We start from the raw sequence: 20,201 nt of genomic DNA on the forward strand, positions 1-20,201 counted from the left end.
TAACGTAGCAATCCCACTCTCTGTCGGAGCCCGATATGGCCATCAAGCTGGGCGTGGTGATGGATCCCATCGCCGAAATCAACTACAAGAAAGACACTACCATGGCGATGCTCTGGGCCGCCCAAGCGCGCGACTGGCAGCTCTACTACATGGAACAGAAAGACCTTTACCTCCGCGATGGCGAGGCCCGGGCCAGTATGTCTCACCTCACGGTATTTCGGGATCCGGACGCCTGGTATGACATGGACGAACCGCAGGATCTGCCCCTGTCAGACCTCGATGTCATCCTCATGCGCAAAGACCCACCCTTCGACAACGAATTCATCTACACCACCTACCTGCTCGAAGATGCAGAGCGCAAGGGAACACTGATCGTTAATCGCTGCCAGGGCCTGCGCGACAGCAATGAGAAGGTATTCGCTACCCAGTTCCCGGAGTGCTGCCCACCCGTATTGGTAAGCCGCGAAATGGCGCGCCTCAAAGCCTTTCACGCTGAACACGGCGATGTGATTTACAAACCCCTGGACGGCATGGGTGGCAGCGCGATCTTCCGCGCCAAACACGACGATCCCAATGTAAACGTGATTCTCGAGACTCTGACTGAGTTCGGCACCCAGACCATCATGGCACAGCGCTACATCCCCGAAATCAGCGAGGGCGACAAGCGCATCCTGGTAGTAGGCGGCAAGGTTGTACCCTACTGCCTGGCAAGAGTGCCATTAGCCGGAGAGACTCGTGGGAATCTCGCAGCGGGCGGCTCCGGTCGCCCCCAGCCGCTGACCGAGCGAGATCGGCATATCGCCGAAACAGTGGCCCCCGAGCTCAAGAAACGCGGCATCCTGTTCGCGGGTCTGGATGTCATCGGCGACTACCTCACCGAAATCAATGTCACCAGCCCGACCTGTATCCGCGAAATCGACGCGGGGTATGATCTGGACATAGCAGGCCAGTTGATGGATTGTATCTCCGACGAGCTCAAACAGAGGGGCTGATAAGCCAGCGATGTACTATTTCGAGGCGTCGGCAGGGAGTAGCCAGCGCATGCGCAATGCGCTGCTGGCCGCCCTCGGCCTGCATCTGGCCCTGATCGCCGCTGTTACCTTCGAGTACAATTTTTCGGCGGCGAGCAAGAAGCCACAGATCGAAGTCACCCTTGCCACTCGCCCGGCCGACAATGCGCCCAGTGAGGCCCGGCATATCGCCCAGGCCAATCAGGAAGGGAGCGGCCAGGAGGCCGAACTCGACCTGGTCACCAGCAGCAATAACCAACTTCCAATGCAATCTCCCACACCTCAGCAGGCCGCACCGCGTCGGATGGAAAAGGACGCGCAGGCCACCGGCGATCTACTGACGACTACCGCAGCGACGCAGGAACAGGTCGCCCTGGAACAAGCCGAGCGAGAGCAGCGCCACAACCCCACCGACGGGATCAGCCCGGAGATGGATCGCATCAACCAACAGCTGGCAAGCCTTCAGGCTCAACTCGATGAACAGACCCGCGCCCAGGTCAAGAAGCCACGGGTGCGACGACTCACGGCTGTCTCCGCGCGCCAGGCCGCCGATGCGGCCTATCTTGCAGACTGGCGTCAACGGCTGGAAGCGGTGGGCAACAAATACTATCCCGAAGCATCTATCCGCTATGGCCTGTACGGCGACCTGCGCCTGCTCGTCGCGATTCGCAAGGATGGCACCCTCGGCGCCATTCAGATTCTGGAATCTTCAGGCTACGCAGTGCTGGACGAAGCGGCTATCAAGATCGTCCGTATGGCAGCCCCTTACTCTCCATTTCCGCCGGAACTCGCGGCCACAACCGACACCCTCGAGATTATCCGCACATGGCAATTTCAGGAAAACGAGCTAAGCTCAAACCAACAGCGCCGACGCTGAGAAACACGATGGAGGGCCGCGCCAGCTCATGCCTGGAAGAAGCGAAGTTACCACTGCCAGGAGCAGCGACAGTTTGCGGGATCACTTCCTGCTGGCTATGCCGAGCCTGAGCGAAGGCATTTTCTCCCAGAGCATTACCTATATTTGCGAGCACGGCGAGAGCGGCGCCATGGGCATTGTCATCAACCAGCCTCTGGACCTTTCCGTCGAAGAAATTTTCGAACACCTGCAAATCAACTCCCTGCGCGACTTTTCCACCATGCCGGTAATGGCCGGAGGTCCCGTACAGATTGACCATGGCTTTGTACTCCACCGTCCCGGCCAGGATGAATGGGAGGCGAGCCTCAAGGTCACAGACGAAATAACCCTGACGACATCGCGCGATATCCTGCGCGCAATCGCGCACGGTACCGGGCCGAATGAGCACCTGATTGCGCTGGGCTATGCCGGCTGGTCCGCCGGGCAACTCGAGCAAGAGCTCGCCGAAAACAGCTGGCTGACCCTACCTGCCGATAGCGACATCATCTTCGCTACGCCCCATGCGCATCGTCTTGGGGCAGCCGCCGCTCTGCTCGGCATCGACATGAACCTCATCTCTGGCGAAGCGGGGCACGCCTGATCCAGACCGCACGCACAGTCATGGCTTTCGACTACGGCCTGCGCCAGATCGGTGTAGCGATGGGCAACGTCTTATTGGGCACCTCTCAGGCACTGCCGATTCTCAGGGCTAAAGATGGCATACCCGACTGGCAGGCGGTGGAAACGCTGGTAAAAGAGTGGCAGCCAGACCTGCTACTGGTGGGTGAGCCGATCAATATGGACGGCACTGAAAGTGAACTCTCAAAGCGCGCCAACAAATTCGGCCGACGTCTGCACGGGCGTCTGGGCCTGGCGGTAGAAATGGTGGATGAACGGCTCAGCAGTTTTGAGGCCAAGACACTGAGCCGCGAGCGAGGTCACAGCGGCGATTATCACCGCGAACCTATCGACAGCCTGGCTGCAGAGCTGATCCTGCAGACCTGGCTGAGCGAACGGGACTAACTACGCCCCATAAAGCGGCCTTCGTCTTCACCCTCATCAAATGAAAGGCTAAGTTCGTCGGCTTCTCCGGTGCCAATACCACGGTCGTGCATCTTGATCTGCAGGCGAACGTCGTTGGCAGAGTCGGCGAAGCGAATCGCATCCTCCTTGGAGATAAGTCCTTCCTTGTAGGCCTTGACCAGCGATTGGTCCAGGGTCTGCATACCCAGTTCGGTAGACTTGGCCATCAATTCCTTGATCAGGTGCACTTCACCCTTGCGGATATAGTCAGCGATCAGGGGTGAATTCAATAGCACTTCCACGACCGGTGTTCGGCCCTGGCCGTCCTTGCGCGGCAGCAACTGCTGGGCAACCATGGACTTCAGGTTGAGTGACAGATCCATCCATATCTGGCGGTGCTGCTCGGGCGGGAAGAAACTCTGGATTCGATCCAGAGCCTGGTTGGCGTTGTTGGCGTGCAGGGTACACAGACAAAGGTGGCCTGTCTCGGCAAAGGTCAGGGCCTGCATCATGGTTTCAGCGGTACGCACCTCACCAATGAGAATAACGTCAGGCGCCTGGCGCAACGTGTTTTTCAGAGCGACCTGAAAGGACTCGGTGTCTACACCCACTTCGCGCTGGGTGACAATGCAACCCGAGTGCTGATGCATGAATTCAATCGGATCCTCGATGGTAATGATATGGCCGCGGCTGTTCTTGTTCCGATAGCCCACCATGGAAGCGAGCGAAGTCGATTTACCGGTGCCGGTCGCGCCCACAAAGATCACCAGGCCGCGCTTGGTCATCGCCAGTTCCTTGATGATCGGTGGCAGGCCAAGTTCATCGACTGACGGGATCTCGGAAACAATACGACGCAGAACCAGACCGGCTTCGCCGCGCTGCTGGAAACAGCTTACCCGGAAACGGCCCAGGCCCTCGGCGCCGATAGCAAAATTGTATTCGTGATGTTTAAAGAACACGTCCTGCTGATCTTCGTCCATCGTGGACAGCACCAGTTCGCGAGCCTCACCTGGGCTGAGAGGTTCGTCGCGCATGGGATAGATCGTGCCATCCACCTTGATGCTGGGCGGAGCGCCGGCCGAGATAAAGCCATCAGAGGCTCCCTCGTCGACAATCCGCTGCAGCATATCCAAAATTTCCATAACGAGATCTCCCTGATATTCGCCCTACGGCGCTCGCCTGAGACTTAGAAGTTTTCCGGCATCCGTGCTTTTTCTCGAGCCACATCCCTGGTGATGATGCGCTTGTCCACCATTTCGTGCAGACACTGGTCCATGGTCTGCATGCCGATAGCCTGGCCAGTCTGTATAGCCGAGTACATCTGTGCAACCTTGTCCTCGCGAATGAGGTTTCGTATCGCAGAGGTGCCGCGCATGATTTCATGTGCTGCCACTCGGCCGCCTGTCGCCCGCTTAAGCAGGGTCTGGGATATCACGGCCTGTAGCGACTCTGACAACATCGAGCGAACCATGTCTTTCTCAGCAGCGGGGAATACATCGATCACGCGGTCGATGGTTTTGGCTGCGGAGGTGGTGTGCAGTGTTCCGAATACCAGGTGGCCGGTTTCGGCCGCTGTCAGGGCAAGTCGGATTGTCTCGAGGTCGCGCATCTCACCTACCAGAACAATGTCCGGGTCTTCACGCAGTGCGCTGCGCAATGCCTCGGAAAAGCCCAGGGTGTCCTTATGGACTTCCCGCTGGTTCACCAGACACTTTTTGGACTCGTGCACAAATTCAATAGGGTCCTCGATAGTGAGGATATGCTCATATTTATTGTCGTTAATAAAATCGACCATCGCCGCGAGCGTGGTCGACTTACCGGAGCCGGTAGGCCCGGTGACCAACACCAACCCGCGGGGCATCATGCTGATATCGCGGAAAACCTGACCCATCCCCAAGTCTTCCATGGTGAGGACCTTGGAGGGAATGGTCCGAAAAACAGCGCCAGAACCGCGGTTCTGGTTGAAGGCGTTAACACGGAAACGGGCAACGCCGGGAACTTCGAAGGAGAAATCCGTCTCGAGGAATTCCTCATAGTCCTTCCGCTGCTTATCGTTCATGATGTCGTAGATCAACTCATGAACCTGTTTGTGTTCCATTGGCGGGAGGTTAATGCGGCGAATATCACCGTCCACCCGAATCATAGGCGGCAAGCCCGCCGAGAGGTGTAAGTCAGATGCGCCTTGCTTGGCACTGAAGGCGAGTAGCTCTGTGATGTCCATATACGTCATTCCCCTGTGGCTCAACTAGTAGGCTTGGGCTACCATTTGCACCATGAATCCGTCTTCTATTAAAGACAATATAGCAAAGGTACGGCAGAGAGTAGAACTCAGTGCCAAAAAGTGCCAACGTCCCGCAGCGAACATTCTCCTACTAGCCGTCAGTAAAACACGTCCAGCCGGCGACATTCGTGAGGCACATCACTGTGGCCTCAGTGAGTTCGGTGAATCCTATCTGCAGGAAGCCGTCGACAAGATCGATCAGCTGCAAGATCTGTCGCTATGCTGGCATTTTATCGGCCCGATCCAATCGAATAAAACCCGGCCCGTCGCCGAGCACTTTCACTGGGTACACAGCGTAGAGCGCGTCAAGATCGCGCGCCGGCTCAACGAGCAGCGGCCACACGAGCTCGGGCCGCTGAATGTCTGCATTCAAGTGAACACTTCCGGCGAAGCCAGCAAGTCGGGAGCACCTCTGGAGGAGGTACCGGAACTCGCAGCCCAAATAGCGCAGATGCCCAACTTGAAACTGCGTGGCCTGATGAGCATCCCCGCCTCCAGTGACGACCCCGCTGCGCAGCGGCGCGCCTTCAGCCAACTGCGCGAATGCTTCGAACAATTGCAGCTGGAACACACCGGGCTGGATACCCTCTCCATGGGCATGTCCGGTGACATGGAAGCCGCTGTCGCAGAGGGCTCCACCATTCTGCGGATAGGCACGGCAATATTCGGCCCCCGCAACGGGTGATAACCAAGCGACACAGGCGTTATACTTGGCTTTTCACAAGGCCTTCATAAGGACAAACCTTGGACCATCCCCGCATTACATTTATCGGTGCTGGAAATATGGCAGCCAGCATCGTCGGCGGCCTTGTAGAGAGCGGCCAGCCTGCAACGGCGATTAACGCCTCTGATCCATACCCGCAAAGTCTCGAGAAGCTGCGCGAGATCGCCCCCGTTATCACCCACGCCGACAACAACAGCGCGGTAGACGGTGCCGACGTGATCATTCTCGCCGTCAAGCCACAGGTTATGGCCGATGTCTGTACCGGCATTGCCAGTGCTGTCCAGGCAAGCGGCGCACTGGTGATTTCTATCGCGGCCGGCATCACGATCGACAGCATGCGCAACTGGCTGGGCGATCAGACCGCGATTGTGCGCTGTATGCCCAACACCCCCGCCCTGCTGGGCGTCGGTGCCACCGGCCTGTACGCCAATGAACAGGTCTCTGAACAGCAGCGCAGTTTCGCCGAGAACATTCTTCGCGCCGTTGGCATCATTCGCTGGGTAGACGAAGAACGCGCCCTCGATGCAGTCACAGCACTTTCAGGCAGTGGCCCCGCCTACTTCTTTCTGTTTATGGAATCGATGATCGACGCCGGCATCAGCCAGGGCCTGGACCGGGAAACCGCCACTGAACTCGCCCTGCAGACCGGCCTGGGCGCCGCCCGCATGGCCATGGAAAACAATGTAGATCTGGTCGAGCTGCGCCGCCGGGTAACCAGCCCCGGGGGAACCACCCAGGCCGCAGTAGAAAACTTTGAAGCCCAGGGGCTGCGTACACTGGTATCGGATGCGATGCAGGCAGCAGCAGCTCGGGCTGAGACAATGGCAAAGGAGATGGGCTAGCTGTGGGCACCCTGAATTCAATACTTTTGTATCTGACGCAGACCGCGATCAGCCTGTACTTGCTCCTGGTGTTTCTGCGCTTCTTGCTGCAGGCGACGAAAGCGGACTTCTACAATCCCATCAGCCAGTTCATCGTCAAGGCAACCAATCCGGCAGTCATCCCACTGCGCAAAGTTATTCCAGGGTTCGGCGGTCTCGACATCGCTTCGCTCGTTCTGGCCTTCGCATTGCAGGTGCTCGCCATAGCATCCATGGTGCTCATCAAATATCAGGTGTTTCCCAGCGCGCAGTTACTCCTGATGGGCGGTGTTTTCGGCCTGCTTGGCCTCGCGCTGAATACGCTCTACATCGCACTGATCATTATGGTGATCGTCAGTTGGATAGCACCTGGAAGCAACCAGCCAGCGATCCATCTGGTCTACCAAATCACTGAGCCTGTTATCGCACCCATCCGCAAGGTCATCCCGCCCATGGGCGGCCTGGATTTCTCTGTGCTGGTGCTGCTGATTGGTATGCATGTTGTGCGCATCGCCCTTTACGACAGCGCTGCGGCGCTCGGCGTGCTGGGCGTGGCGCCCTGGTTGAGCTGATAGATTCACCTCATGCCTGACGCCATCCCCGCAGACTCCGTCGGTATTGTTGAAACGCAAAAAGTGCGCTTCGACGAACCGTTGATGCTCGCCTGTGGCCGAGAACTACCCGGCTTTGATCTGGTCTATGAAAGCTACGGTGAGCTGAACGCCACGGGCTCCAACGCGGTACTTATCTGCCACGCCCTCAGTGGCCACCACCACGCCGCCGGCTACCACAGCATGGACGAGCGCAAACCCGGTTGGTGGGACGAATGTATTGGCCCGGGCAAACCGATCGACACCGATCGATTTTTTGTCGTCAGCCTGAACAATATTGGCGGCTGCCACGGCTCTACCGGCCCCACCAGCATCAACCCGGAAACCGGCAAACCCTGGGGCCCGGATTTTCCTCCGCTACGCGCGCGCGACTGGGTACATAGCCAGGTGCGTCTCGCCGACCACCTCGGTATTGACTGCTGGGCCGCGATCATCGGCGGCAGCCTCGGTGGTATGCAGGCTATGCGCTGGTCGTTGGAATACCCCGACCGACTCAAGCACTGCGTGGTCATCGCAGCTGCCATGAAACTGAGTGCGCAAAACCTGGCTTTCAATGAACTTGCCCGGCAAGCGATCGTCTCTGACCCCGCCTTCGCCGACGGCCGCTATATGGACAACGACGCCATCCCTGCCCAAGGCCTGGCGCTGGCCCGCATGGTCGGACATATCACCTATCTCTCAGACGAGGCCATGGCCAACAAATTCGGCCGCGACCTGCGCTCCGGCAGTTTTGAGCTTGGCGAAGCTGACAGTGTGGAGTTTCAGGTACAGAGTTACCTACGCTACCAGGGCAGCCAGTTCTCAGGCAGTTTCGACGCCAATACCTATATCCTGATGACTCGCGCACTCGATTACTTCGATCTTGCCCGCGAGTACGACAACGACCCGGTAAAGGCTTTCGCGCACGCCAGGTGCAGTTTCTTCGTCGCCTCGTTTTCCACCGACTGGCGCTTTTCACCGGCCCGTTCGCGAGAAATCGTCGACGCCCTGATCGAGGCAGATCGCCCTGTGACATACGTTGAGATTGAAGCTGATGAAGGCCACGATGCTTTCCTGATGCCCATACCCCGTTACCTCGACGTGTTCAGTGCCTATATGCGGCGAGTGGGAGAGGGCTGCTGATGCGCCACGATCTCACCCATATTCAACGCTGGATAGCACCTGGCTCACGGGTACTCGACCTGGGCTGCGGTGACGGTCAATTTCTCAAAACGCTGCAGGAGCAACGTCAGGTTCGCGGCACTGGCCTGGAGATTGATGAGGCCAACATCACCGAGTGTGTAGCCAAGGGCCTCAACATCATCGAGCAGAACGTCGATCTGGGTCTGGGCAACTTTCCCGACCAGAGCTTCGATACGGTGGTCATGGCCCATGCCATCCAGGCGGTACACTACCCCGATCGCGTATTGGAAGAGATGCTGCGCATCGGCCGTGAAGGGATTGTGACCTTTCCCAACTTTGCCCACTGGCGTTGCCGCCTGCATCTGGGCACCCGGGGGCGCATGCCCGTGTCCCGATTCATGCCCTATACCTGGTACGACACGCCGAATATTCATTTCTGCACCGTGCACGATTTCGAAGCACTGTGTGAAGAGCGCAATATTCGTATCCTGAATCGCTATATGGTGGGCAATACCGACAACAAACCTCGCCTGGCCCGAGCCTGGCCGAATCTGTTTGCCGCCACGGCGATTTACCACATCAGCCACTGAGGTGCACATGCGCTCATTTTTCTTGTCTTCCGCGCTTCTATTGCTGGCACTGCCAGCGATGGCCCAGCAATCGGAAATGTTTGGGCCATACGAACTGCACTACAGTGTGGTCAATACGACCTTCCTGGCGCCAAAGGTCGCCGCCACCTACAACATCACTCGCGGCAAGGAACGCGCCATTCTCAATCTGGCGGTGCGCGAGCATATGGAAGATGGGACAAGCATCCCGCGCACCATGGAGCTCAAGGGCAAGACCTGGGACCTGCTGCAATCCACCCACCATTTCGAATTCCAGGAAGTGCGCGAGAACCCGGCCATCTACTACATCGCTGAGTTCAAGTACCTGAACGAAGAATGGCGGCACTTCGAAGTATATTTCAGGCCCGAGGGCGCGACCCAAACCTACACCTTCAAGCTTCGGCAGCAACTCTATACCGACTGAGGATCCCCATGAACACGCAAAAAGTCGTTTTAGCCAGCGGCAACAGCGGCAAATTGCGCGAGCTCGGCCGTATTCTCGAACCACTCGGTGTGGAGCTTGTTTCCCAGAGCGAATTCGATATGCCCGATGTGCCGGAAGACGGGCTCAGCTTCGTCGAGAATGCCATTATCAAAGCGCGAGCGGCATCAGTGCATTGCGGCCTCCCAGCCATCGCCGACGACTCTGGCCTGGAAGTGGACTACCTGAAGGGTGCCCCCGGCATACACTCCGCTCGCTACTCTGGAGAAGGCGACCTCGGCAACAATACCAAGCTACTCAGCGCCCTGGAGGGTGTACCGGATCCGCAACGCACCGCACGTTTCCAGTGCGTGCTGGTATACATGCGCCACGGCAATGACCCTACCCCGGTCGTATGCCAGGGCAGCTGGGAGGGCACTATCCTGCATGAGCCGCGTGGCGAACGCGGCTTCGGCTACGACCCCCTTTTCTTTGTCGCCGAACACAACTGCAGCTCCGCAGAACTCCCCCGCGATCTCAAAAACGCGATCAGTCACCGCGCCAAAGCCAGCGCCCGATTGCTGGACGCCCTGGCTTAATCAATGAGCGCGCCATGAGCCAACCGCCCCTGGGGCTCTACATCCACCTGCCCTGGTGTGAGCGCAAGTGCCCCTACTGCGATTTCAATTCCCACGAAACGAATGAAATCCCTGAGCAAGCCTATATCGAGGCGCTTCTGCAAGATCTGCGTCAGGACAGCGATCGGGTGCAGGGCCGCACTATCGAAACGTTGTTTATTGGCGGCGGCACCCCCAGTCTCTTCAGCGCCAGTGCCGTGACCGAATTGATGGCAGGTATTGCCGGAATAGTGTCGCTCGCGCCGAACCTCGAAGCGACCATGGAAGCCAACCCCGGCAGCGCCGAAGCGGAAAAATTTGCCGGCTTTCGCGCTGCTGGCATCAACCGGCTGTCACTGGGCGTGCAATCATTCAACAATGAACAGCTGGGCGCGCTGGGGCGAGTCCACGACCGGGAGCAGGCGCTCACGGCGATCGCAAGTATTCGCGAGGCCGGTTTCGACAATTTCAATCTCGACCTGATGCACGGCCTACCCCGTCAGCAACCCGAGGCTGCAGCCGCGGACCTGGAAACCGCTCTGGGCTTCGCACCGCCACACTTGTCCTGGTACCAACTCACCATCGAACCCAATACGGCCTTCAACAAACGACCGCCACTCCTGCCTGTTGAGGATGAGCTGGCAGATATTCAGGACCGAGGCGAGGAACTGCTGGCCAGCGCGGGGATGGATCAATACGAGGTGTCGGCTTACGCCAGGCCCGGCAGGGAGTGCCGCCACAACCTGAACTACTGGCAGTTCGGCGACTACCTGGGAATCGGCGCCGGAGCCCATGGCAAGGTCACCAGTACCGATGGCACCATCCGGCGGTATGCCAAAACCCGGGGTCCGCAGGACTACCTGAGTGCAAGCAGCCACCGCGGTGAACGGATACTCAGCCCGGCAGAGGCAGTCTCTGAGTTTATGCTTTACGCCCTGCGGCTGAATGAGGGTTTTACCATCGAGGCATTCGAGCAACGCTGCGGCAATCCATTCAGCACCGTTGCAGAGCAGGTCGCGGGACTGATTGACCGCGGGCTGTTGCAGCGAGAGGAAAACAGAGTACTGCCTACGGAGTTGGGGCGACGATTCCTGGATTCAGTCATCGCCGAGTTTCTATAGGACAAGGACGCAGAGCTCGCTATACGCGTCGAAACAGCAGGTCCCAGACACCGTGGCCCAGGCGTTCACCACGCGCCTCAAATTTAGTTAGCGGCCGGTGCTCAGGCCGGGCCGCGTACTCACCCTCACCAACACAGTTCTCCAAATCCTGGGCAGCACTGAGCACTTCCATCATCTGCTCGGCGTAATTCTCCCAGTCGGTAGCCAGGTGGAGCACCCCGCCCGGCTTCAATTTCGGAATGAGATCGGCGACAAAGCCCGGCTGGATCAGGCGCCGCTTGTGGTGACGCTTTTTGTGCCAGGGGTCGGGAAAGAAAATCTGAACCGTATCGAGTGAGCCGTCGGCGATACAGTCGCGGAGCACCTCCACTGCGTCGTGGCAGTAGACCCGTATGTTATCGACGCCCGCGTCAGCCATGCTGTGCAAAAGACGGCCGACACCGGGCTTGTGCACCTCGATGCCAACAAAATTCTTTTCCGGTGCCGCAGCCGCCATTTCAACCAGGGATGCACCCATGCCGAAGCCGATTTCCAGAACCCGCGGCGCATCCACTCCGGGAGCATCCACTCCGGGAGCATCCACTCCGGGAGCATCCACTCCGGAAGCTTCCGCTCGGGAAGCGCTCTGATTAAATTCACGGCCAAAATCCAGCGCACCCGCACTGTGCTCAAGACCCCAGCGCTCCCAGTGTTCCTCGTAAGCACGCTCCTGTCCCGGTGTCATGCGCCCCGTACGAAGCACAAAACTGCGAATTGGGCGGTGCTTCTCTGTACTCATACCAGCTTCCAGGACACCGCAGCCAGGCAGGCCCAGCCGCCGACTAGGGCAAGGCCGCCCAGCGGCGTCACCGCACCGAGCCACTTAACGCCGGTAAACGCGAGCATGTAGAGACTTCCGGAAAATATCAGGGTGCCCAGCAGGAACAGCCAGCCGCTGCTCTTGAGTAGGGCGGTGTGAGGTTGGCTCAGGGCGAGGATGCCCACTGCCAACAGCGCGAGGGCGTGATAGAAATGATACTGCACCGCCGTTTCCCAGATGCCCATAGCGTAATCGTCAAAACGTGCTTTGAGGGCGTGGGCACCAAAGGCGCCGAGAATAACGGCCGTCATGCCGCTGAGGGATGCGAGGGTGATAAACAGTTTGGCCATTGAGGTGCTCAATCAAAAAAGGGATCAGTCCCCGTATTATGGGCTCTGATCCCTTTAGAAAAAAGCGGGTAAATCAGGCGGCGATAGCAACCTTCAGCTTCTTCATGGCGTTTGCTTCCAGCTGGCGAATACGTTCAGCGGAAACACCGTAGCGATCTGCGAGTTCGTGCAGGGTCGCTTTTTCCTCTGCCAGCCAACGGCTCGCGAGAATGTCGCGGCTGCGCTCGTCCAGATCGGCCAGGGCACCGTGCAACTGAGCCTCAGAATTGGCCTTCCAGTCGCCCTCTTCCACGGCAACCGCAGGGTCGGTGCTGTGGTCTTCCAGGTAGTACTGGGGAGCCTGCCAGGCATCGTCGTCATCGCTGCTGTCTGAGGGCAGGTCAAATGCCACATCACGACTGGTCAATCTGCCTTCCATGCGGTGGACTTCTTTCACATCCACACCGAGGTCATCGGCTACCGCCTGGGCCTCGTCAGCGCTGAGCCAGGAGAGGCTCTTCTTCTGGCTGCGCAAATTGAAGAACAGCTTGCGCTGGGCCTTGGTGGTGGCGACTTTAACAATGCGCCAGTTGCGCAGGATAAACTCGTGCATCTCCGCCTTGATCCAGTGCACCGCGAAAGACACCAGACGCACTCCCTTCTCGGGATTGAAGCGTTTGACGGCCTTCATCAAGCCTACATTACCTTCCTGAATCAGGTCGGCCTCTGCCAGGCCGTAGCCGGAATAACTGCGGGCGATATGCACTACGAAGCGCAGGTGAGACATCACCAATTCGCGCGCGGCGTCGACGTTGTCGTTGTAGTAGAGATCTTCCGCCAGCTCCCGCTCATGCTCTGGGCTGAGTACGGGGATAGCACCGACGGCCTGTACGTAGGCCCCGAGATTCGCTCCCGGTACCATTTGCATCACAGGTTGCAGGCTGTTACTCATGCGTGGTTCTCCAAAAATTGGTCGGCAATATTAGCACTCTTTGTATTAGAGTGCTAACGGCCGAAAAGTTCCACACAAGAACAAATAATTATTAGTTTATTTCTTTTAATAACAATAACTTGCCGAGGCAGCTTCAGCGTGGCTCGATTTTCGACAGGTGCCGGCTCACCGCCAGCCAGGCCCCCGCCAGGCCCAGTAGCCCGCCGAGCACCAGCAAATTAAGGAAGCCCATAAAACCGAGCCCGGCGAGTTCAAATTCGCTCTGGTAGAGCGCTGCCAGGCTAGATACGGGCTGCTGTAAAAACCACAGCGAGCTGCTCACCAGCAGGCCGGCAAAAAAGCCGCCGCCTACGCCATACCAAAGACCGGTATAGAGGAAGGGGCGACGGACAAAAGGATTGCTCCCGCCCACCAGCTTGACGATGACAATCTCATCGCGCCGGGCTTCAATTGCGAGGCGGATGGTATTACCGAGGATCAAGACAACACCCAGCACAAGCAGCGCCCCAATCGCCAGCACCATACGCCGGCTGAGCTCCATCAGGCTGTTGAGTCGCTGGAGCCATTCCATGTCCAGCACGGCTTCTGCCACGCCGGGCAGTTCAGCCAATTGCGAGCGCAAGCCACCGGTAGCCGCACCACCGAGATCATCGGCAGGCCCCACCAGCAGCAAATTCGGCAGGGGATTTTCCTCCAGGCTTGCCAGCACATCCGCAAAGCCAGACAACTCACTGAATTCGGCCAGCGCGTCCTCGCGGGAAACAAACTGAACCGAGACAACATCGTCACGAGCCTCCAGTTCGGCTGCCAGTGCCCGGGCCGCATCAGCACCGATGTCGTCCGCTAGAAACAGCGAGATCTGGCTGGGGCTGTCCCAACCGGCACTCAATTCATTGGCATTGTCGAGCGCAACATCCAGAGCAACCGGCAGCGCCAGCGCAATGCCAATGACCAACCAGGTGAGGACACTCGACACAAAGTTATCCAGCACCCGGAACAAGCTGTCAGCTGCAGAAAGGCGATGGTGGCGCAGCCAGGCGTTGTACTGATCGCCAAATTTGACCCGGCTCTGGCTCGCTCCCTGACTCACAATGCACCCCCTGTCACCAGGCGGCCATCCTTCAGGGTGAGAATACGATGACGCAGCCGCGAGATCAGGGCCAGGTCATGACTGGCAATCAGGATAGTCACCCCCACCCGATTGAACTCCTCAAACAACTGCATGATTTCCGCGGAAAGATCCGGGTCCAGGTTGCCCGTGGGCTCGTCCGCGAGCAGAATTTTGGGCTTGCACACCACCGCCCGGGCAATGCCCACACGCTGCTGCTCACCACCGGAGAGGGTCAGAGGCATGGCGCGTTCTTTACTAAGCAGACCCACCTTATCCAGCGACGCCCTCACCCGCCGGCCTACTTCACGGTAGTCATAGCCGCGAATCACCAGTGGCAAAGCCACGTTGTCAAACACTGGGCGGTCAAACAAAAGCTGATGGTTCTGGAATACCACACCAATATCACGACGATGGGCAGGTACCCCTCGGCTCGGCACAGTTGCAAGGTCTCGGCCATCGATGAGTACCTTGCCACGCGTGGCCCGGTCCATGAGCATAATCAGCCGCATCAGCGTGCTTTTGCCCGCGCCCGAGTGGCCGGTGAGAAAGACCAGGTCGTCCCGCTCGATCTGGAAGCTCACTTCCTTGAGCGCATCGTGGCCCTCTTCATAGCGTTTGCTAACACGCTCAAAAGTGATCATGCAGCGCCGTCATCCCTCGAGAAAAGTGCCTCAATAAATTCTTCTGCAGCGAACGGACGAAGGTCGTCCACGGCCTCTCCCACCCCGATATAACGGATTGGAAGGCCCAGTTTCTTGGCAATGGCGAAAATAACCCCGCCTTTAGCTGTCCCATCCAGCTTGGTCAGGCTGATACCAGACACGCCCACCCACTGGCGAAAGTTTTCCGCTTGAGCCAGCGCGTTTTGGCCAGTGCCCGCGTCGAGCACCAGCATCACCTCGTGAGGCGCGCTGGGATCGAGCTTGCCCATCACCCTGACAACTTTCTCCAACTCCTCCATCAGGTTGTCCTTGTTGTGCAAGCGGCCGGCGGTATCCGCTATCAACACATCGATCTGCCGTGCCTGCGCCGCCTGCAGGGCGTCGAACACCACAGAGGCGCTGTCTGCGCCCGTGTGCTGCGCGATCACCGGCACCTGATTGCGCTCGCCCCAAACCTGGAGCTGTTCAACAGCCGCAGCTCGGAAAGTATCGCCAGCCGCAAGCATGACCGAGTGTCCGTCGGCCTGAAAGCGCTTGGCGAGCTTGCCAATGGTCGTGGTTTTACCGACGCCGTTAACGCCCACCATCAAAATCACATAAGGCTTGTGACCTGTCACCTGAAGCGCTTGTTCACAGGGTTTGAGCAAGTCCAACAATTCTTCCTTGAGCGCCTTATGCAGCGCCGCAGGGTCGGTCAGCTCCTTGCGAGATACCCGCTGGGTCAGACGGCCAACAATGTCCACTGTCGCATCCACGCCCACATCGGCCATTAACAGCTGGGACTCAAGTTCTTCCAGCAGGTCGGCATCAATCTCTTTGCGGCCCAGAAACAGCGCACCCAGGCCCTGTGCGAGATTGTCGCTGGTACGGCCCAAACCAGATTTGAGCCGAGCGAAAAAGCCCGGCTTGGCGGGCGCGGAAGGTTCCGCTGGGGCTTCTACAGCAGGTTCAGGCGCGGGAGCCGCGGGCTTTGGTTCAGGTTCAGGTTCAGGTTCTGGTTCCGGCTCTGGCTCTGGCTCGCGCTCTGCTTGAGGCTCAACTACTGGCTCAGGCTCCGCCGGAGAGGTTTCAGCTTCTGGCTGCGTGGTTGCTGGTGGCGCGGTAGACGGTGGCGGAGCCTCTTCAGGTACCGGCGCAGGAGCAGCGCTCTCGCCGCTCTCGGAAGCCGTTTCCTGCGGCTGGACAGGCGCATCCGTGGCGGGGCCGGCCTCTTCCACCTTCTTTTTACGTTTGAAAAACTTCATATATGTCGTGTTAGAGTCTGCAAGCGCCGGAGAGGCGCTCGGAAAAACGCCTATCCTATCATTGCAGGATGTACTGGAGAAATGTCGAGAACACCTAAAGGGGCAACAAACCAACTGCGCGTCATCGGCGGCCAGTGGCGCGGCCGCAAGCTGAACTTCACGCCAGCCCAGGGCCTAAGGCCCACCGGCGATCGGGTGCGCGAAACCCTGTTTAACTGGCTTGCCCCCGACATTCACAGTGCGCGCTGCCTGGACCTGTTCGCCGGCAGCGGCGCACTGGGCCTCGAAGCTCTATCGCGCGGCGCCAGCCACTGTGACTTCGTTGACACCTCCGCTGCAGGGCTTGCGGACATCTCCCGCCACCTGCAAACGCTGGATGCCAGCGGTGGCCATTGCCATCGCATTTCGGCAGCCGATTTCCTCGACCGCAACGCCGGGCTGTGGGATATCGTATTCATCGACCCGCCCTTTGGCCTGGATCTCGTCACACCCGCGGCCGAAAAACTGTCAAAGCCCGGCCTGCTGGCGCCAAATGCCCTGGTGTACATTGAGACGGGCCGCGACGAATCACTGCCTCCGCTTCCGACTAACTGGAACCAGTACCGGGAGAAAAGCACTGGCCAGGTGAGCTACCGCCTGTTCGTTGTCGCCCCTGTGGAAAACGTATAACATCCGCGGGCAGTCCCATATCACAGGCCAGCTTTATGCCAGAGAACACTGTTATCTACCCGGGTACTTTTGACCCGATCACTAACGGTCACGTCGACCTGACCGAGCGCGCCGCCCGGCTTTTCGACAGAGTGGTGGTCGCCATTGCTTACAGTGAAAAGAAAGGCCCTCTGTTCAACGTGGACGAACGAGTAGCGCTGTCGCGCGAATGTCTTTCGCACTTGCCGAATGTCGAGGTAATGGGATTTAACTATCTGCTCACCCAGTTCGTTCAGGACCAGGGAGCACGCTGCGTATTGCGCGGCCTGCGGGCCGTGGCAGATTTTGAATACGAATTTCAGCTGGCCAATATGAACCGCGCCATCTATCCGGAGTTCGAGAGTATTTTCCTCACTCCTTCAGAGCACTTATCGTTTATCTCGTCTTCACTGGTGCGCGAGATAGCCAGCTTAGATGGCGATATAACCCCGTTTGTGCCCGTACCGGTGGCACAGGCTCTCAGGGACAAATTCGCCAAGTAATTGAAGCCCGCCGCGATCGCAACGGGCTTGATAGATCAGTCTTCCGCTTCGCGCGCTTCGCGAATGGCATCGACGTCCTTACCGGTGTAACCGGTCACCCGGCAACCGAGGCAACGCATGAAGGTCGCTTCACCCGGGCCAAGCACCAGGGTTTCTGCAGCTTCACCCGCGTGACCTGCCAGCAACGTGAACGGCAGGCTGACCAGCCACACCGCAGCACCACCGGCAGTCAGCACCAGGCCAATTGGTCGAGCAACCAGCAGGTCACCCACCATCGCCCATTCGTTCGGGCTCTCATCAATTGCCGATTGTGCCCATAGCGCCTGTGGCAGCATCATGCACGCAATCAGCAGGGCTGTGACGGCGCGTCGTGCGCCAATAGTTTTTTTCATTGTTTTTCTCCCACGGGTTCCCTTCCCCGTCCCCTATAGTCCAGTAAGTGTAGCCGTTTCACCGCTGACAGGCCACGCAGTAGACCGTGGTTCGCTGCCCCAATGTGGACTTTTTTAACATTCGTCCACATTGCTTACAGGGCTCTCCTTCGCGGCCATACACATACAGTTGCTGGGCAAAATAACCCGGCTTGCCATCCCCACCGACAAAGTCTCTGAGCGTAGTACCACCCTGCTCTATAGCCGAAGTAAGCACTTGCTTTATGTGCATTGCCAGACGCTCGTAGCGAGCCAGTGAAATGCGCCCAGCGGCGCGGTCGGGCCGGATACCTGCCAGATACAGGGCCTCGTTAGCGTAAATATTACCAACACCGACCACAATCTTGCCGTCCATGATGAACTGTTTCACCGGGCCTTTGCGCCGGCGCGATTTGCGGAACAACAGGGCGCCATCGAATGATGGGCCCAGCGGCTCGGGCCCCAGGCCCTCGAGCAGAGCGTGGCTTTCGCCATCAGGGAGCCAAAGGCAGCAGCCGAATCGACGAGGGTCGTTGTAACGGAGGCAACGGCCGCTCTCCAATACGATATCGATATGGTCGTGCTTGGCTGGCGGGTCATCCGCCGCTAACACTCGCAGCGACCCCGACATCCCGAGGTGAATAATGACAGTGCCGGTAGGGGTCCGGAACAACAGGTATTTGGCGCGGCGCTCTACCGCCTCTATCTTCTGGCCTCGCAGAAGGCGCGGCAGCGCTGCCGGCACAGGCCAGCGCAGACTGGCGTTGCGCACGACGAGTTTCTGCACGGTCTGGCCTGCGGCGTAGGGCTCTACACCCCGGCGGGTTGTTTCTACTTCGGGTAACTCTGGCATCGGGGCATCATAACCTGACCCCGGAAACAAAAAACCCCGGCAAGGCCGGGGTTTTTAACGAAGCTCACAAGGTCAATTACTTGATCTTGGCTTCCTTGTAGATAACGTGCTTGCGGGCGACGGGATCATACTTTTTCATTTCCAGCTTGTCTGGAGTGGTGCGCTTGTTCTTGTCAGTGGTATAGAAATGACCTGTACCAGCTGAGGAGTTCATGCGGATCTTGTCTCTCATGGTCTCTCTCCTTTATACCTTTTCGCCGCGACCGCGGAGCTCTTCAAGAACGGCTTCGATGCCCTTCTTGTCGATGATCCGCATGCCTTTGCTGGAAACGCGCAGGCTGACGAAACGCTTTTCGGATTCCACCCAGAAGCGGTGCTGGTGGAGGTTAGGCAAAAAACGACGACGGGTGCGGTTCTTTGCGTGCGATACATTGTTACCGGTTACCGGGCGCTTGCCGGTGACCTGACATACTCTGGCCATGATCCTGTCTCTCCCAAATAGCGGGGAAGTTAGTGAAATAAGAGGCTATGGGGACCCAAAAAAAAGGGACCCAGCCGCGCGGAGCGCGACTTTATACCAGAACGACTACGCCATAGCAAGAGAAACCAATACCGCCGATGAAGCCCCAACCCCCTTTTTCCGGCGCACCCTTTTTACAACAAACCCGCTTCGGCAAAAGAATACTCCCGGCCACGACCGACAATAATGTGATCCAGCACCCGCACGTCCAGTAACCCCAGCGCGGAAACCAACCGTTCAGTGATGCGCCGGTCGGCAGAGCTGGGCTCAGCAACACCGCTGGGGTGATTGTGCGCAAAAATAACTGCCGCCGCCCGATAACGCAGGGCGCGCACCGCCACCTCGCGCGGATAGACCGCCGCCCCGTCGAGGGTGCCCTGGAAAAGATCCTCGCAGCGCAGCAGGCGGTGCTGGTTATCAAGGAACATACAACTGAAGACTTCTCGCTCGCGGTGCCCCAGATGATGCTGCAGGAAGCGGCGGGTGCTGGCAGGGCTCGACAGTACATCGCCCCGTTCAAGCTCCTGCAGGGCCTGGCGCCGTGCAAGCTCCAGCGAAGCGCGCACCACGGCATATTTGGCCCGGCCGATACCCGGGCAGGCCAACAGCTCCTGCTCTCCTGCTCGCAACAGCCCACCGAGGCCACCAAACCGGCTCAGCATCGCCCTCGCCAGCTCCAGCGCGCTGCAATCGCGGTAGCCGGTGGCGAGCAGCACTGCCAGCAGCTCAGCATCCGACACGCTGGACTCACCCCTCCCCAGTAGTTTGTCGCGAGGGCCCTCGCCTGGCTCCCAGTATGATGTTGCCACGTCGCTCCTCCCTGAGCTTCTGACCCGCA

Annotated in this window: 27 protein-coding genes; 14 read left to right on the forward strand and 13 right to left on the reverse strand. The window is 58.6% G+C overall.

The genetic code is table 11. The features are described 5' to 3' along the window. The first annotated feature begins 35 nt into the window (after positions 1–35). The 4 genes from gshB to ruvX are packed head-to-tail and all read left to right on the forward strand — an operon-like array spanning position 36 to position 2,928. Complete coding sequence (gene gshB / locus EY643_RS19080; protein ID WP_153240747.1) at positions 36–992, forward strand: glutathione synthase; 957 nt, start codon at positions 36–38, stop codon at positions 990–992. 49 nt (positions 993–1,041) lie between these two features. After that, a complete protein-coding gene (locus EY643_RS19085; RefSeq protein ID WP_240732767.1) occupies positions 1,042–1,887 on the forward strand; it encodes an energy transducer TonB in 846 nt (281 codons plus the stop codon). 28 nt (positions 1,888–1,915) lie between these two features. Then, positions 1,916–2,506 carry a YqgE/AlgH family protein gene (locus tag EY643_RS19090; RefSeq protein WP_153240749.1) on the forward strand — a complete coding sequence of 197 codons (591 nt, stop codon included), beginning with the start codon at positions 1,916–1,918 and terminating at the stop codon, positions 2,504–2,506. Between the two features lie 20 nt (positions 2,507–2,526). After that, positions 2,527–2,928 (forward strand): Holliday junction resolvase RuvX, encoded by a 402-nt coding sequence (gene ruvX / locus EY643_RS19095; protein WP_153240750.1) that lies wholly within the window; start codon positions 2,527–2,529, stop codon positions 2,926–2,928. Here ruvX and EY643_RS19100 read toward each other — a convergent pair. Both EY643_RS19100 and EY643_RS19105 read right to left on the reverse strand, forming a co-directional pair. Further along, positions 2,925–4,070, reverse strand: coding sequence for a PilT/PilU family type 4a pilus ATPase (locus EY643_RS19100; RefSeq protein ID WP_153240751.1), 1,146 nt, complete (start codon positions 4,068–4,070; stop codon positions 2,925–2,927). The genes ruvX and EY643_RS19100 overlap by 4 nt on opposite strands. Before the next feature lie 44 nt (positions 4,071–4,114). Next, entirely contained in the window at positions 4,115–5,149 is a 1,035-nt protein-coding gene (locus EY643_RS19105) for a type IV pilus twitching motility protein PilT (protein ID WP_153240752.1), read from the reverse strand. 52 nt (positions 5,150–5,201) lie between these two features. On the opposite strand from EY643_RS19105, the gene EY643_RS19110 reads away from it, so the two are divergent. Genes EY643_RS19110 through hemW form a run of 8 tightly spaced genes read left to right on the forward strand, consistent with a single transcriptional unit; the run spans position 5,202 to position 11,293 of the window. Next, a complete protein-coding gene (locus EY643_RS19110; RefSeq protein WP_153240753.1) occupies positions 5,202–5,894 on the forward strand; it encodes a YggS family pyridoxal phosphate-dependent enzyme in 693 nt (230 codons plus the stop codon). Between the two features lie 59 nt (positions 5,895–5,953). Next, positions 5,954–6,775: a pyrroline-5-carboxylate reductase gene (proC, locus tag EY643_RS19115; RefSeq protein ID WP_153240754.1), complete on the forward strand. Its 822-nt coding sequence runs from the start codon at positions 5,954–5,956 to the stop codon at positions 6,773–6,775. Between the two features lie 2 nt (positions 6,776–6,777). Further along, a complete protein-coding gene (locus EY643_RS19120) occupies positions 6,778–7,365 on the forward strand; it encodes a YggT family protein (protein ID WP_153240755.1) in 588 nt (195 codons plus the stop codon). A 12-nt stretch (positions 7,366–7,377) separates the two neighbouring features. After that, positions 7,378–8,526: a homoserine O-succinyltransferase MetX gene (metX, locus tag EY643_RS19125; protein ID WP_153240756.1), complete on the forward strand. Its 1,149-nt coding sequence runs from the start codon at positions 7,378–7,380 to the stop codon at positions 8,524–8,526. Further along, positions 8,526–9,116 carry a methionine biosynthesis protein MetW gene (gene metW / locus EY643_RS19130; RefSeq protein WP_153240757.1) on the forward strand — a complete coding sequence of 197 codons (591 nt, stop codon included), beginning with the start codon at positions 8,526–8,528 and terminating at the stop codon, positions 9,114–9,116. The genes metX and metW overlap by 1 nt, the downstream gene beginning before the upstream one ends. 7 nt (positions 9,117–9,123) lie before the next feature. Further along, positions 9,124–9,558, forward strand: coding sequence for a DUF4426 domain-containing protein (locus EY643_RS19135; RefSeq protein ID WP_153240758.1), 435 nt, complete (start codon positions 9,124–9,126; stop codon positions 9,556–9,558). 8 nt (positions 9,559–9,566) lie between these two features. After that, positions 9,567–10,154 carry an RdgB/HAM1 family non-canonical purine NTP pyrophosphatase gene (gene rdgB, locus EY643_RS19140; protein WP_153240759.1) on the forward strand — a complete coding sequence of 196 codons (588 nt, stop codon included), beginning with the start codon at positions 9,567–9,569 and terminating at the stop codon, positions 10,152–10,154. Positions 10,155–10,168: 14 nt separating this feature from the next. Beyond that, the gene (gene hemW, locus EY643_RS19145; protein WP_153240760.1) at positions 10,169–11,293 is read left to right on the forward strand and encodes a radical SAM family heme chaperone HemW; all 1,125 of its coding nucleotides are present in this window, start codon (positions 10,169–10,171) and stop codon (positions 11,291–11,293) included. Positions 11,294–11,312: 19 nt separating this feature from the next. On the opposite strand, the gene trmB is transcribed toward hemW, so the two are convergent. The 6 genes from trmB to ftsY all read right to left on the reverse strand — a co-directional run bounded on the left by trmB (position 11,313) and on the right by ftsY (position 16,390). Continuing rightward, complete coding sequence (trmB, locus tag EY643_RS19150; RefSeq protein WP_153240761.1) at positions 11,313–12,071, reverse strand: tRNA (guanosine(46)-N7)-methyltransferase TrmB; 759 nt, start codon at positions 12,069–12,071, stop codon at positions 11,313–11,315. Then, positions 12,068–12,442 (reverse strand): DUF423 domain-containing protein, encoded by a 375-nt coding sequence (locus EY643_RS19155; protein ID WP_153240762.1) that lies wholly within the window; start codon positions 12,440–12,442, stop codon positions 12,068–12,070. The genes trmB and EY643_RS19155 overlap by 4 nt, the downstream gene beginning before the upstream one ends. Before the next feature lie 73 nt (positions 12,443–12,515). After that, complete coding sequence (gene rpoH, locus EY643_RS19160; protein WP_153240763.1) at positions 12,516–13,373, reverse strand: RNA polymerase sigma factor RpoH; 858 nt, start codon at positions 13,371–13,373, stop codon at positions 12,516–12,518. A 133-nt stretch (positions 13,374–13,506) separates the two neighbouring features. Next, positions 13,507–14,463, reverse strand: coding sequence for a permease-like cell division protein FtsX (gene ftsX, locus EY643_RS19165; protein ID WP_153240764.1), 957 nt, complete (start codon positions 14,461–14,463; stop codon positions 13,507–13,509). Further along, positions 14,460–15,125, reverse strand: coding sequence for a cell division ATP-binding protein FtsE (ftsE, locus tag EY643_RS19170; RefSeq protein WP_153240765.1), 666 nt, complete (start codon positions 15,123–15,125; stop codon positions 14,460–14,462). The genes ftsX and ftsE overlap by 4 nt, the downstream gene beginning before the upstream one ends. Beyond that, entirely contained in the window at positions 15,122–16,390 is a 1,269-nt protein-coding gene (ftsY, locus tag EY643_RS19175; RefSeq protein ID WP_153240766.1) for a signal recognition particle-docking protein FtsY, read from the reverse strand. Before ftsY ends, ftsE begins: the two co-directional genes overlap by 4 nt. A gap of 81 nt (positions 16,391–16,471) precedes the next feature. Here ftsY and rsmD point away from each other — a divergent pair, with 81 nt between their 5' ends. Next, positions 16,472–17,059 (forward strand): 16S rRNA (guanine(966)-N(2))-methyltransferase RsmD, encoded by a 588-nt coding sequence (gene rsmD, locus EY643_RS19180; protein ID WP_153240767.1) that lies wholly within the window; start codon positions 16,472–16,474, stop codon positions 17,057–17,059. 35 nt (positions 17,060–17,094) lie between these two features. Then, positions 17,095–17,580: a pantetheine-phosphate adenylyltransferase gene (coaD, locus tag EY643_RS19185; protein WP_153240768.1), complete on the forward strand. Its 486-nt coding sequence runs from the start codon at positions 17,095–17,097 to the stop codon at positions 17,578–17,580. A gap of 35 nt (positions 17,581–17,615) precedes the next feature. Here the strand turns inward: coaD and EY643_RS19190 are convergent, their stop codons facing one another. The 5 genes from EY643_RS19190 to radC all read right to left on the reverse strand — a co-directional run bounded on the left by EY643_RS19190 (position 17,616) and on the right by radC (position 20,172). Then, positions 17,616–17,972, reverse strand: coding sequence for a hypothetical protein (locus tag EY643_RS19190; RefSeq protein ID WP_153240769.1), 357 nt, complete (start codon positions 17,970–17,972; stop codon positions 17,616–17,618). A 58-nt stretch (positions 17,973–18,030) separates the two neighbouring features. Continuing rightward, positions 18,031–18,843, reverse strand: coding sequence for a bifunctional DNA-formamidopyrimidine glycosylase/DNA-(apurinic or apyrimidinic site) lyase (gene mutM / locus EY643_RS19195; RefSeq protein WP_153240770.1), 813 nt, complete (start codon positions 18,841–18,843; stop codon positions 18,031–18,033). A 76-nt stretch (positions 18,844–18,919) separates the two neighbouring features. Next, positions 18,920–19,075, reverse strand: a complete 156-nt coding sequence (gene rpmG, locus EY643_RS19200; protein WP_153240771.1) for a 50S ribosomal protein L33 — start codon at positions 19,073–19,075, stop codon at positions 18,920–18,922. A gap of 12 nt (positions 19,076–19,087) precedes the next feature. Further along, on the reverse strand, positions 19,088–19,324 hold the full coding sequence (gene rpmB / locus EY643_RS19205; RefSeq protein ID WP_153240772.1) for a 50S ribosomal protein L28: 237 nt from the start codon (positions 19,322–19,324) through the stop codon (positions 19,088–19,090). Between the two features lie 173 nt (positions 19,325–19,497). Continuing rightward, positions 19,498–20,172: a RadC family protein gene (gene radC / locus EY643_RS19210; RefSeq protein WP_153240773.1), complete on the reverse strand. Its 675-nt coding sequence runs from the start codon at positions 20,170–20,172 to the stop codon at positions 19,498–19,500. Positions 20,173–20,201 lie beyond the last annotated feature (29 nt).

This window comes from Halioglobus maricola, from assembly GCF_009388985.1.
Classification (GTDB): Bacteria; Pseudomonadota; Gammaproteobacteria; order Pseudomonadales; family Halieaceae; genus Halioglobus; species Halioglobus maricola.